The sequence below is a fragment of the Pseudoalteromonas sp. SMS1 genome, from assembly GCF_021530565.1.
Lineage (GTDB): Bacteria > Pseudomonadota > Gammaproteobacteria > Enterobacterales > Alteromonadaceae > Pseudoalteromonas.
Map to the genome: position 1 here is coordinate 12,597 of NZ_JAKGBI010000006.1, position 15,534 is coordinate 28,130.

A 15,534-nucleotide genomic window follows, 5' to 3' on the forward strand; every position below is an offset into this window, starting at 1 on the left:
CTTAAATTACTCCGCACTTTTTAATGTTACTTTTGTTTTGCTTTTCTTTCATAGACCGTGAAACAAACATGTTTGTTGTATACGAGATCATCTGCTCAAAAGTATGGTTAGTTAACACACTTTTTCTGTCTACCTGGATCCCGAATCGTGCATTTAATGCTTCAACGTATTCAGAGATATGTAAACATTTAGCACAATCCCAAAAACTTGTTTTTACTTCAATTTGTTCACTGTCAATTTGAAAGACTTGCGTCCATATTTTTTTTAGTTCTTTCGCGACAAAGCTGGTGTCATCCACCTGCTCGGCACGCTGGTCTTTATGTTGTTTCCATAGAGCTTTACTAGGCATTCCTGCCAATTTACTTAATAAAGAAGTTGTCTTTTCCTTGTTTAACAAGCCATTACTTAAATCAAGTAGTGCCAGTTTAAATAGGTTAACGATTGCATCCGTACTTAAACGGTTATCGGCTTTAACCGTGACGTGAAAATCATCCCCATTGTCTGTCACCGCGAGAATCAGTGGCGATGACGCCCCCATTTTATCTGCGTCGCTTATCTGTTCTATCACATCAGTATTATGTTCTGTGTCAAACCCTCGCCTAAAGTTGAACAGGGCATTTATCAATGCGTCACTTGAGCCAAGTTCAGTCAATTGTTTAGCGTGATTCATCGGGAAATGTTCGTGAGCTAGGTATCCCATCAAACTTTCTTTTACAGATTCAAATAGCACATGTGCATCATCACCTGAAAACTTCACTCTAAACGGTAATGTATTCATAAACATACCAACCGCTTTTTCACTGCCAGCGGGTGCCGATTGCCTACCAGAGAATACACTTCCAAAAACAACATCACGTTGATTTGACAATATCGACATTAACATCGCAAATGCGGTATGAAAAAACACTGCCGGCGATGTATTCGATTGCTGGGATATCGCACGCACTTGTTCAGTGATTGCGGTATCAATATACAATTCTCGAGTATTAATTTCTTGAGAGAATGTATCTTGAGTTATACCTGCAACAGAAGTCGTTTTATTTACACCTTGCAATGCTTCTTCAAAGAAGCGCTTTGCCACATCATAATCAGCGATTTTAGATAGATACGCCACTATACTACGATGAGGTACAGGTTTAGTCAAAGCTTTTAAGCCATTTGCCAGAATTGTTTTTACTTCTTCTAAAACAATGGCCGCCCCAACCTGATCCAGCATTAAATGATGGGTCATCAACTTCACATGACAAACGTTTGTCTTTGTTTTACCAACTACGAGTAAAATAGGCGGTAGCTTATCAATACTCATATCATGCGTGAGATCTTCCATCTGTGTCACATATGCGTCATTGTCCGACAACCTATGGTAGTCAACACGAAGCGCATACTCATTGAGTATCACTGATACAGGTATTGGGTACATTGATTTATAGACACTGCGCAGTGTATCGTAGCGCTGTATCACCGTATTTAAGGCCGCAATAAATTCATCCAGCTTATCTTCCTTAACCTGCATATAAATTGATTGCCAGTATGGGTCAAGATCAGGGTTTGCTAAATGCTGGAATAAGAAGCCTTGTTGCAACGTCAATAATGGTAATATGTCTTTCACATTCGAGATACCACCATCCACTCCTTGAACAGCCTGAGCTAAGTTCGTTTCGTTAAGGTCCACCAAATCGAACATGTCAGGCGTCAGCTTTGTCGCGCCTGATGGCACGAGACTTACCGGACTATACTGGGACGCTTGCGCCACACTGTGTCCAGCTAGCTCAGCAATAGCGCTCAATGTCTGCGCGTTATACACGTCTGCAGCCGCGAGTTGATAGCCTAGCTGGCTCATCTGTGTAAGCATTGATGGTACCAACAGTGAGTGCCCCCCTAGTTCAAAAAAGTTCGCGGAAGTGCTCACGCGGTCTGTTGGGATATTTAATAGTTCAGACCATACATTGACCAAGACATGCTCCGCTTGGGTCTGAGGTGCGACATACTTCACCTGCAACAGGTTGCTATCAGGTGCGGGCAAGGCGCTGCGATTCACTTTACCGTTGGCAGTTAACGGCCATTCATCCACAACAATAATGATCTCAGGGACCATATAAATCGGCACCGCTTTAGCCAGTTCTCGTTTTAACTCTTTAATATAGTGCGAATGATCTTCCCCCAGCTTTTGCCCTTGTTTAATGTAGGCCACAAGCTGCACGGTGCCCGCCTGTTCGGTGGTTGTTACTAAGGCTGAGTCAACGTTATTCAGTCCACCTATTTGGTGCTCGATTTCACCGAGTTCAATTCGTAAACCGCGAATTTTAACCTGGTGGTCTGTTCGGCCTTGATACTCAATCTCACCATCAAAGCGCACTCGAGCTAAGTCGCCAGTTTTATATAACCTTGGAGAACTATTCGCAATAAGGTCTGAGTAGTAAGGGTTTTCTATAAAACGCTCAGCCGTTAATTGTGTCTTATTTAAATACCCGCGCGCTAGGCCATCTCCACCAATATGAAGCTCTCCTACCGCCCCTAAAGGTACAATGTTCATGTTGGCATCCAAAATTAATAATTGAATATTATCAATGGGCTTGCCAATAGGTACGCTCTGGCTGATATCTCCTGCACAATCCCAGTAGCTGACGTCAATAGCCGCTTCAGTAGGACCGTACAAATTGTGAAGCTCTGCATCTGGCAGTGTGCTTCTAAACAGCGTAACGTGGCCTTGTTGCAATGCTTCCCCACTACAAAACACCTGCTGTATACTGTGACACTGTCTAAATGCGGCGCTTTGTAAAATAACACCGAGCATAGAAGGCACGAAATGTAATTTAGTGATCTGTGCTTGATTGATTAACGCACACAAATATTCGGGATCTTTATGTCCTTCTGGTTTAGCAACAACAAGTTGTGCACCATAACATAGTGTCCAGATAAATTCCCAAACTGACACATCAAAGCTATAAGGGGTTTTTTGTAGTATTTTGTCATGTGCATTTAGGCCATATTGGCTGTGCATCCATTCAATACGGTTGTGCAGCGCTTGGTGTTCAACCATCACCCCCTTTGGCTTGCCCGTCGACCCTGAAGTATAGATAACATAGGCGAGGTGCTGAGCAGTCAGTCCAATATCTGCAATCCGGATATTGGTATTACCGGCCTTCGAAAAGGCATGTGATTCTGACGTCCCAAGGCCATCCAATAAGATAATATCGCCACTAAACTGAGACATCACAGATGATACCTGAGAATGCGTCAATACCACATCAAGATTGGCATCTTCTAGTAAATATCCGATGCGCTCAGGCGGATAACTCGGGTCTAGCGGCACATACGCACCACCAGCTTTCAATATCCCTAGTATGCCAATCACCATCTCGAGCGATCGCTCTGTGCACAACCCGACTAAGGTATCTGGCTTCACGTCGTACTCTGCACGTAGCGTATGCGCCACTTGGTTGGCTTTTTCATTCAATGCTTTATATGTTAACTCTTGACCTTCGAATGAAACGGCAACGTTGTCTGGGTGCGCTGCAACTTGGGCTTCAAATAGCTGCTGCATACACACGTCTGTCGAATAGGTTTTGGCAGTATCATTTAGAGCGAATAACTGTTGTTGCGCTTCCTCTGAACTCAGAATAGCCAAACTGTGTGGTGCAGTTTCAAGCGCCTGACCAATTAAACTCAACTCTGTAAGCATACGACATAAATGCGTATTCAATTGTTCAATATGTGCCTGAGTAAATAAATTTGTGTCGTAATTCCAATTGATATCGAGGCCAGCATCGCTGATATTTAAATCCACTTCCAAATCGAATTTGGATTGAATAAAGTTTGACTCATAAGGCGTCAACTCAACGTCAGGAAGCTGAATGACATCACTATCTGAACCACCATCTTCGGAGACGCCATACTGTGTATTGGTCGTCATCATAATTTGGAACAATGGGCTGTGAGCTGCACTTCTTGGTACTTTTAAACGTTCAACCAGCTGTTCAAACGGTATATCTTGATTACTTTGAGCGGCTAGATGCACAGATTTTACATGGGCAAAGTAGTCGGACAGCTTTTCATATTCAGTATCCACTCTCAGGACCAGTGTATTGACGAAAAACCCAATAAGCGGCTCAAGACTTTCTTCCAATCGGTTTGCCACGGGTGTGCCAATGACAATATCATGACTATTACTATGACGTGCAAGCAGCAAAGATAGCGCACCATGAAGAAGCATAAAGGGAGTAAGTTGGTGTTTGCGAGCAACCGCCAACAGTTTATCTGCAACGTCGCCTGCAATATGCCCGTTAACTATAGCGCCCGCATGTTGCTTCGTCGCAGGTCTCGCATAGTCAAGCGGCACACTATGTACCACCGGCAGCTCTGCCAGTTGTTCCGTCCAATAATCGATTTGCGTCTCGAGTATATCACCCGTTAAATAAGCGCGCTGCCACTGAGTAAAATCAATATATTGAAATTTTAATGGTGCGAGTGCATAGGCTCTGCCTTCTTTGTAGGCCTGGTAGAGCTCAGTAAACTCTTTAAGTACAACTTCTGTTGACCACCCGTCAGATGCAATGTGGTGCATATTAAAAACCAACATACCTGAGGTATCAGACTCTTTGATGTAACAAGCGCGTAGCATCGTGTCTTGTTGCAAATCAAAAGCAACTGTGGCATCGGTTTCAACAAACTGCTGTATTGCAGACGCTAACATCTCACCCGTGAGATCACTGAAGTCTGCTTGCTGTAATTTAAACTGCAACTCAGAGACATCCATGACACGTTGCCTTGCTTGACCTGCGTGCACTTCATATACGGTTCTCAACACCTCATGACGTGACAATATGGTCAGAAATGCTTGCTCAGCCGCCGCAATATCAAACCGCCCTCGCACATTAAACGCTATAGGCATATTGTACTCAGGCGTCCCCCCTTTTAAATTGTCAATAAACCATAGACGTTGCTGTGAAAATGAAACGGGATAGCTCCGCTCTTCTCTTGCCACCACGGTCATAGGAGGGTAACTTGTCACCTCACCACTGTTTGAAACAACCTCAGCAAGTTGCGCGATGGTTGCGTTTTCAAAAATATCCTGCAAAGAGATCTCAACACCACATTTCGCACGTACTTCTGACACCAACCGGATTGAAAGTAGCGAATGCCCTCCCAATTCAAAAAAGTTCGCAGTCGTACTCACAGTGTTTACATCTAGGTTAAGTAAATCAGCCCAGATATCTGCAAGCTGAACTTCGACTTCATTGTTAGGCGCCACATACTCATTGTATAGTGAAGCCGTATCAGGCTCTGGCAATGCTTTTTTATCAATTTTGCCATGGGATGTAAGTGGCCAATTCGAAACCACCATCACCATACCCGGAATCATATATTCAGGTAGTTGTTCGGATAACTGCGCACGTACTCGCGCAATAAAATCGCTGTCACTAGAGAAACTTGATTCGTGTTGTGCCCTTACATAGCCAACTAACTGCTTACTCCCGTCGTTTTCTTTCACCAATACAACAGCAGAATCCACGCCCTCTAGCTGCGAAAGGTGGGTTTCTATCTCACCAATCTCAACCCTGAACCCCCTAATTTTGACTTGATCGTCTTTACGGCCGATAAACTCTAAACAGCCATCATCGAGATAGCGAACCAAATCCCCTGTTTTATACAATTTACAAGAACGTGCATCTGGCTTGGCCAAAGGGTGTGCAATAAAACGTTCCGCAGTCAACGCAGGCTGATTTAAGTACCCACGTGCAACGCCTTCACCGCCAATATGTAATTCTCCAATCCCGCCTAAAGGCGTTAGTTCATTGTCTTGATCCAGCACAAACAGTTGATTGTTAATGTTGGCCTTACCAATGGTGATCGAGTGAGATAACGCATCCTTTTCAGATACCTTATGGCTAGTGGCTGTCACCGTACCCTCTGTTGGGCCGTAACTGTTAATGAGCGCGACCTTAGCGCCAAAATGATTTTGATGCTGAGTTACGGTGTTGATAGATAAGGCTTCTCCACCGACAATGACTGTGCGCAATTTAGCACAGCTAACCGCGGTAGGATCTGCAACTAATTGCGCCCAGAATGCCGTCGGTAAGCTCACTATGCTGATGTCATGCTTATCACAAAAAGCCGCGAAGGCACCCAAGCCCAATTGACACCCTTCGTCTCTCAATACGAGGCGAGCACCTTGGCAAAGCGCACCAAAGTATTCCTCAACAAAAATATCAAACGAGATACTCGAAAACTGTAATACATGATCTTTTTCACTCAGACCATATGCTGATTTTACATGCTCTTGGTAATTAACAACCGAGCCGTGCTCAACCATCACACCTTTTGGTTTGCCAGTAGAGCCTGAAGTGTAAATCACATACGCCATATGCGACGCAGTCAAGCCAATGTTATTCGGCGCAATGTTTTCACAGCAATACACTGAACAGAAATGTGTATCTGTCTTTGCAATGCCATCGAGCGCAACCAGTACGCCTGAAAAGTGTGCAAGTGTTTCTGCAAGTGTGGTCTGGCTCAGAACAACATGTAACTGCGCATCGTCCAAAAGGTAGTTTAAACGTTCTGGCGGATAAGTAGGATCCAGTGGGACATAGGCTCCCCCCGCTTTTAATATCCCCATTACCCCAATGGCCATTTCCAATGAACGTTCAATACAAATACCAACCAATGTATCAGGCTGTACACCGTGCTTTTCTCTTAAATAATGGGCAACCTGATTCGCTTTTTCATTCAATTCACGATAGGTCAACGTCTGACCATCATGTTCAACAGCAATGCGGTCTGGATGCGCAAGCACTTGAGCCTCAAACATGGTGTGAATACAAGCCTCTTGCGGATACATTACGCCGGTATCGTTAAGTACGCTTGTTAAGTACTGCAGAGTTTCGGTGGGCTGCGTCACGATTTCTCTCAGCGGATGTGTATTTGCTGACATCATTGTAGTTAATGTTGTCTCGAAACTCTTCGCAATAGACTCAACTAAGGTGGGTGAGAACAGTCCCTGCGCAAAAGTCCAATTAACCACCAGCTGCTGGTTCTCTTCTAAACATTCAATATCTAAATCAAGTTCTGTGAAGTTAGCATGTGGTGACGCCACTTTAATTTTCGCATCACCTAAATTGAGTTCGGGTATATCATTATTTTGCAGTGAAAACAGCACCTGAACAAGCGGGGAGATCGCGTCAAAACGCTCTACGACACTTTGCTGAACAATCTCATCAAAGGGCGCGTTTTGTTTTTCTAGAACACTCAATACATTTAAATTGTGCGCTTGTAATGCTGCTAATACTTGGGTGTCGCCTTGAATTTTGGTTCTAATCGGCAACGTATTGACAAAGTACCCGACGACATCACTTAACTCCTGTTGTGTACGATTCGCTACAGGTACGCCCATCACGATGTCATTATTGTTGCTATACCTTGATAGCACAAAGGAAATACAAAACTGGAGGAAACTAAACTGCGTGATTCGATGTAACTGACAAAATGCATTAATGGCTTCAGACATCTCTTTTGATAGTTTTCTCACCAATGTCGTCGCTTTGGACAATCCCGTTCTAGCTTGGCTATTAACGGGTAGGCTGTGAACTGAAGGCGCCTCTTTTAGATACTCTTTAAAGAAAGATACATTGTCTTTGATGTCTTGTTGCGTCTCTTCACTTTGCTGCCAAATTGCGTAATCGATATACTGGTAAGGCATGCCTGGCAGTGTACGGGCTTCGGATAATAGCATATCGTAAAAGTCGCTTAACTCTTTCACTATCACTCCGACAGACCATCCATCAGATGCAATGTGGTGCATTTTTATGTGTAGCTGATAGCTTTCATCATTGAGTTTAATTAACAACGCTTTCAGCATACAGTCTTGCTTTAAATCAAAGCCACAACGCTTAAAGTCCGCTTGCGCTTGCGTCACAGCGGTTGATGACTCATTTTCCGCGCTTAAGTTAATGGCTTCTAGCTTAAAATTAGACGACTCTTGGATCACTTGCTGTAGTGTCTCATCCACTTCGAAATAATTGGTGCGCAAGATAGAATGGCGGACTACAACCTCATTGAACGCCGCCTCTAACATCGGAATAGAGACCGCACCATCGATATGTAAAACCCGGTAAAAATGATAGGTATCGCTTGACTGGTGTACATTATCCAAAAACCACATCTGGCTTTGGCCTGATGACAAGGCAGCTTGCTTTACATCAGGGTACGCATTTTTCAGTTCATGCTTATGAGCCCCCGAAGTATGTTCCTTTAGAAATTCCAGTAATCCTTGCTTGTGTTCCTTTATTTGGGCGAGCAGTGATTGAGTCATAGCACCCTTCGGTGCATCTACCTTTAAGTGTCCTTCTTTACTTGATAATTTGATACCAAGTTCAGCACATTGATTTATTATTTTTCTAATACTCATTTGAGGTGACCAAAATTTATTTAAGCAAATAAGCCTTACTTTTCTCCCGAGAAAAAGAAAGTAAGGCTGAGATACGATAAAAATTAATTATTATTTAACCAGCTTCCAGCTTTATTGGCTCAAAGTTTTCTAGTATCGAACCATTTTCCATTTTTATTACTCTGTCACAGCAATCGAAATACCTGTCATCATGGGTAATTGCAATGACCGTTTTACCTCGTTGCTTTAAGTCCGGTAAAACAAATCTGTAGTAAAGGTCTTTAAACTCAGGATCTTGATCAGCAGCCCATTCATCAAGGATATATATATCGCGGTCCTCTACCAAGGCAACAATTAGCGCTAACCTTCTACGTTGACCATCTGATAACTTGACGGTTGTAAAGTCATTACCGATTAATTGCGTTTTGCCAGATAGATTAAATAGCTTTAAATATTTATCTATCAAACTGAGATCTTTTTCTGTGAGCTCTTTATAAACCGTATTAAACAAAAAGTAATCTGAATATATTACAAACAAACGTTCACGCGCGGATGTAATACTATCCTTATCAACCACCTGATCATCAAATAGAACATGACCTTCATTTGGTAGGTAGTGCAACGACACTACTTTGCTTAACGTTGATTTACCAGAACCATTACCACCGACAACAAAACAGGTTTCACCACGACGAATCGTTAAATCAATCGTTCCTATAGAAAAGCTATGGTCACTTGATTCGTAACTATACTTAATGTTTTTAAGGTTAAGGTGCTTCCAATCTTTATTTATTTGAACTTTTGACTGATACTCTGAAACATCAATTGCGTAAAGCTCATTTATTTTATTAATTGAAATCTCACCGAACTTTAGCCTCTGCATTAAGTCTAAAATGCTTGCTATAGGTCCTGTTATATAGAGCAACGCCATGACAACACCATATAAATTCTGATGTTGAAAGTCAGCGCCTTTCGGTAAAAGAAACACTACCATACCTATTGCAAAAAAGCACAGTATTTCGCTCGCATTTCCCGCAATATGGATTATAAAGTCGCCTTTTTTTTCGTTTTTAAGTGATTCAACCGTTGGTTTACTGATTTCTTTTTCTAAAAAGCGTGTCGACTTGTCTTTATTGAGCTTCAGCTCATAAACACCATAAATGAGACCTCGAAAGCCATTTTGCATTGTGTCTTTAAGATCTCTTGACTTACTGTAGTACTTTTTAGTTCTGCTGACAGGGAATTGAAACAAGAATAACCCTACTACAATCCCCAAAATCGTAAACATAAATATTTTAAAATCAAGAATAGACAAATAAGCAAGCATACCCAATGCCGTGACACCAGATACCAACACCATGGGCACAGCCAATGCTGCGCCGGTAATGCGGCTCATGTCTTCTGTGAGCATATTCAGCATTTTCGGTAACCCCATTTTTTCAACTTGGCTTACCTCCATGGCATTAATCTTTTTAGATAAATCAATTCTCAGTTTGGCCACCGCTGTTTTCGCCAAATTATTCACCAAAATCACCGAACTGGCTTTGGTCAACAGGACACAAAATATCAGTAAGAAGAACCACGTTTGCACATGCTCTTTATGTTCGTCTCCGAGAATAAATTGATGGTCATCACTGAGTCCCGACAAAATAGTCGGAATGATCAGCGCATAAAGCGCACCGGACAACACACTTAAAATCACTGCTAGGCAGAGTTTCTTGGGAGAGCCGCTTAAAAGCAGCCTCCGTAACGTAAGATAATTAGTTGAATTCATAGTTATATGACGAACTCGTCAACCTCCCCTTGCATCTCATCAAGATCACCTTTGATAACCGATGCACTCAACGAGTGCGTTTCGACTTCATCATCAATCACTTGTCCACACTGTTGAATCGTTGAAGCCTCGAAGAAGCGTCTCAATGGTAGATTGATCTCGAAGTGCTCGTTGATATTATTAATTAACTTAGTCGCCATCAGAGAATGCCCACCAAGTTCAAAAAAGCTATCGACAATCGATATCTGTTCTAGCTCAAGCATTGAGCACCACAAAGTATGTAAATATCTTTCAGTGTCACTTTGCGGCGGCATACAACTCGACTGACTTGTCGGCTTGGGTAGCTTATTGCGATCTACCTTACCATTTGGGTTATGCGGAAATGCATCTAACTTCACATACACGGACGGACGCATTGATTCAGGGATACTTTGAGCCAATACTGCCTTGATTTGCCCTTCAATATCACCTTTTGCATCGACGTCATACACCGTGTAATACAGCACAAATTTACTGTCGCCATTTTCCAGCGGCACCACATGTGCAATGCACTTTTTAACCGCATCAACTTGATTCGCCAAGCTCTCAATTTCACCGGTTTCAATACGTATGCCACGTAGACTGACTTGATGGTCAACTCGACCCATAAATTCAAAGTGTCCCGTGGGGAGTAATTTTGCGCGATCTCCCGTTTTGTATAGTCGCTCATTGAGCCTTTTGTTGAAGATGAACTTTTCATCAGTCAACTCAGGCAACCCTACATAGCCGTGCGCTAAGGAAAGACCACCCACATATAATTCGCCAGATACCCCAACAGGTTGCACGATACCGAGACGGTTCATCGTATAAAACTTCATGTTGGGATGTGGCTTGCCAACACTATACCCATTGCCATCGTGTTCATGGGACAAATAACCGCTGCTCACCACGGAAGACTCGGTCATACCGTACAATACTCGCACCACCACATCGGCGCGCCAAGCTGTCAACCTTTTTAGTAAAATAGGCGGTACCGGCTCTGCCCCAACGAGCAATAACCTTAATTTCGGATAGCGCGTCTGGTCGGACTCTATTTGATCTAGCCACTGTGCCATCAGACTCGGTACCATATGCATAACAGTTACATCTTGGGTTCTTTCAATCAGTTGATTGATATCTGTGACATCTGATTTATTCAGCACTTTCACCGTACCACCAGACACCAATGGGACAAAAGTCTCTAGTAATGACACACCAAAAGCTTGAGAGCCAACGGTTGGCATGATGTCTGCTGTTTGGTAGTTATATACTTTACGATTAGCCTGTAAAGAGTAGTAAATACTGCCATGTGGGACAACAACACCTTTAGGTTTACCAGTCGACCCCGAAGTATAAATGATATAGGCAGGGTCCGACTCTGTCAGTGTTGGTAGCGTCGCTTCGCCTCCTTGTGCAAGCAAGGTGTCGTAATCTGCTTTTGTAATTTTTCCAGCAATGGCTGCTGAGGGTATCTGCGTGGTGGCATGAATTAATACTTTGGCATCTGAATTATCGCAAATATATGCCAATCGCTCTGCAGGATAGCTTGGATCAAGCGGTACATACACAAAACCTGCGCGCATCATCGCATACATGGTCACGACTTGATTTAGCGATTTGTCCATATATACCGCAACACGCTGACCGAAGCTAACCCCTTGTTGCTGCAGGCCGCTAATCAATAGGTTTGCTTTGTTCGTCAATTCACGGTATGTCAAACTATTGGTACCATCGGTCACCGCGATTGCATCAGGTTGCGACGTGGCATATTGCTCTATTAGTTCAGGGTTGCTCAAATAGGTATTAAAGTCAGCTTTACTTACCGGGCGCTGTAAATCGCCCAAGTCAAATTCATAGTGTAAAACCTTGCCAAATTCGCTCTGAACATGGTGCTCTACAAATGCTAAATAGTAATCAAGCAAAGTCTCTATGCGAGCGCGGCTAAACAGATTCGTATTGAATTCCCAATCAATCTTAATGCTTTCCTTTAAGATTGACACGTGCACTGAAAAGTCAAACTTAGCAACGGCTTGACGGTTACTGATCACTTCGGTCTCGAGTGCATTCAGAGCGAGTCCATTTATTGCGTCTTCTTGTAGTACAAACTGCATTTGTACCAAAGGGTTGTAGGATGGATCTCGGTCAATATTCAAACCCTCTAGCATCATTTCAAATGGTAATTGCTGATACTTTAAGGCTGCTTGGTGCTGAACGCGAGTGCTCTCAATTAAGTGATTTACATCCGTATTTTCGTCAAACTGATAGCGAAATGGAATGGTGTTTGCGAACATACCAATGGTGTTTTTAAAATCACTAGGTACACGATTCGCATAGACAGAGCTCATCACTAACTCACTTTCATCACCCAAACGCGCCATAAAGCCTGCGAAAAGTGATTGCAGCGCTAAGAAAGTCGATACGTTCTTCTGCTTAGCGAAGCGCTTAATTTTAGAGAGTAAAACACCTTCAACTTGATAGCTGAGATTATCCCCTTCAACAGACATGGTCGAAGGACGTGCAAACTCCAAAGGGAAATTATGACAGCTGGGCGCACCTTCTAATAAATCAAACCAGTATTTACGCGCCTCTTCACACGCCGCACTATTTAGATATGCTTTGTGCCACAATGCGTAATCCGCATACTGCGGTGCAGAGAATACCTCCCCAGTTATTTCAGTCACGTTATCTGACGAGTGATAGAAGTCGTATGCTTCGCTAAGTGCGTTAATAATAAGCTTTGCTGAGTATCCATCTATTGCTATATGGTGCAGGTTTAGGCTCAGGATCTGTTCATCTCCTGAACGCAATAACACACATCTGATTGGCCATTGCTCAGCTAAATCAAAGTTGTGGTCTGCCTCTTGACGGAGGCAATGTGCTAACTGCTCTGTTGGAACCTCCATCACCTCAAACGGCACTTTCGCCCGTTCAAAAGGCTCCACAATTTGAACAAGTTCACTGCCTTTATACTGATATACCGTTCTCAAAATATGGAATCGCTCACACAGATACGCGATAGCTTGCGTCAATGCAGCTTCTTCAAGCTCGCCTGTCAATCGAAATGCAACAGGGACATTGTAAAAATTTTGCTCTTGCGAAAGCGATTCTAAAAAATGAATATTTTGCTGTAAATTACTGACTGGCGCTTCATATTGCTCTGAGTTTACTTGGGAGTGAAAGGTTAAGTCCCCTTCATTTTGCTGTCCAAACAATGCCAGTAAGTCTGCCTTGCACGCCTTTAACTTCTCGATATCTTGTTCAGTTAAATTATCGGTATCCCCCGTGATGAGCAGATCATTGTCTTCACTTTGGATGATAATGTTACGCAAATGCAGATCGTACACAAGCTGTTTAGCTATCATAATTTTATCGCTCCAGATAAGTTGTTTGTACGCGCATTTTTCATTTCTTCCAAAGCAATCAACTGAGACATTTCACGGATCGATGCACATTCCAATACTTTATTTTCATCTAACCGCAATGACTTGTACTTTTGTTGTACTTTATCAACAATTTCAAGTGCTTTAATTGAGTCACCGCCTAACTCGTAGAATCCGCGTTTTACACAAATGGAGGCTTGTGCCAAACACTCACTCCAAATTTTATGCACTGCAATTTCAATGTCGTTCTCTGGTGCAGTCACTTGCTCAGATTGTTGCTTTTGGAACAAGCTTGGTAGCTGACCTGTTAGGTAACGTTCTTTTGTTGCTTTACGACGAACTTTACCACTCGACGTCATTGGAATTTTATATGGCGGAATTAAAACAATATCGTCAATTGATACGCTGTGCTGTTCATAAACACTGCGCGCCATCTCTTGAAGCAGTAGTTCTGGTTTTAGTGAGCTCAATGCCGTTCTTTTCACTTCAGTAACGACCACCAGCTGTCCATTTGCTTCAAACGCAGTGGTATAGCCAGGATGGATATCGTTGTGACAATATTTGATAGTCGCTTCGATGTCTTGTGGGTAATAGTTTTTACCTTTGAGAATGATAATGTCTTTCTTACGGCCTGTAATAAATAGTTGGTTATCTACAATAAAGCCAAGGTCACCCGTATTGAGGTAGTTCGTGTCACCCGTGTCAGGTAACTGGTTGCCAAATGCTTCTTTTGAGACCTCATCTAAAAGCCAATAGCCCGGTGACACACTTGGCCCTGAGAACCAGACTTCACCAATCACCCCTTCAGCAACAACATCACGCTTATCACCATCAACGATTTTCACGCTGTGCTCACGATCCGTCAGACCATTACCAACAAAAGTGACCTGATCTTCAAGCTCTGATGGGTTTTGCTGTACTTGATTCTCAGCAAGTGCTTTTTTGCTAATTGAGATGGTGGCTAATTTGTCATCGCCATGACCGCCAGTAATGAAGGCTGTTGACTCAGCCATACCATAACTTGGGTAAAAGCTATCTTGATTGAAACCCACACTCGCAAAACGTGCGCTGAATCTCCGTAGTGTTTCATATTTGACCGGCTCAGCAGCATTATATGCAATGCGCCACTGAGACAAGTCAATGTCGGCGAGATCACCGTCACTAATCTTATCGGTGCAAAGATCAAATGCAAAATTCGGTGCGCCGCCGATAGTGCCACCAAATTGCGTCATGGCTTTAAACCAGACGATGGGATTACGCACAAACGTTGCGGGCGCCATTAACACAGACTTACAGCCTAAGTATGCTGGCAGCAAGATCGTCGTCACCAAACCAAGGTCATGAAACAAAGGTAACCAGTTTACAAATACATCTTTCTCATGGGCACCCGATAGTCGCTCAAGGTACTTCGTATTAGCCAAAATATTACCTTGCGTGATAATGACCCCTTTTGGGTTGCCAGTTGAACCAGACGTGTATTGCAAAAAGGCGGGTTTATCCTTGTCAATATTGGGCAGCGAGATATCGCCTCCCCCTTGCGCTTGTTCTAACTCGTCGGTACTCACAAATTTAACCGCAACTTCGCTATTCTCTGACCAGAATTGTGAAATAAGCGGTAACTCTTTCTCTGTAGTCAGTGCAAACCTTGCTTGCGACGCTTTTGCGACGGTGAAAACCTTATCTGATTTACTATTTTTTTTGGGTGGGTAAAGTGGAATGGCAACGACGCCGGCAATGACACACGCAAAAAATGCTTTGATGTAATCTATGCTTGGCGGAAAGAGTAATAAGACACAATCACCAGGTTCTACTCTTAAAAGGAGGTTTTTAGCAATTTGTGTGACGTCTTCAAATAGTTGACCATAAGTAATTGTTTTAGTAGGCAAGTCTAAATTAACAATAAATTCGTATGCGACTTCATCTGGTTTTTCAAGTGCATTTTTTTGCAAACACTCGATAATATTTTTTACATCTCGCAT

4 protein-coding genes are annotated in these 15,534 nt (G+C 42.9%); all 4 read right to left on the reverse strand.

The window, feature by feature from the left end:
* Position 1: 1 nt before the first annotated feature.
* The 4 genes from L1286_RS08905 to L1286_RS08920 all read right to left on the reverse strand — a co-directional run bounded on the left by L1286_RS08905 (position 2) and on the right by L1286_RS08920 (position 15,534).
* Positions 2 to 8,404, reverse strand: coding sequence for a non-ribosomal peptide synthetase (locus L1286_RS08905; protein ID WP_235406553.1), 8,403 nt, complete (start codon positions 8,402 to 8,404; stop codon positions 2 to 4).
* A gap of 94 nt (positions 8,405 to 8,498) precedes the next feature.
* Positions 8,499 to 10,157 (reverse strand): cyclic peptide export ABC transporter, encoded by a 1,659-nt coding sequence (locus L1286_RS08910; protein ID WP_235406554.1) that lies wholly within the window; start codon positions 10,155 to 10,157, stop codon positions 8,499 to 8,501.
* Positions 10,158 to 10,159: 2 nt separating this feature from the next.
* Positions 10,160 to 13,537, reverse strand: a complete 3,378-nt coding sequence (locus tag L1286_RS08915; RefSeq protein WP_235406555.1) for a non-ribosomal peptide synthetase — start codon at positions 13,535 to 13,537, stop codon at positions 10,160 to 10,162.
* The gene (locus tag L1286_RS08920; RefSeq protein ID WP_235406556.1) at positions 13,534 to 15,534 is read right to left on the reverse strand and encodes a fatty acyl-AMP ligase; all 2,001 of its coding nucleotides are present in this window, start codon (positions 15,532 to 15,534) and stop codon (positions 13,534 to 13,536) included. Before L1286_RS08920 ends, L1286_RS08915 begins: the two co-directional genes overlap by 4 nt.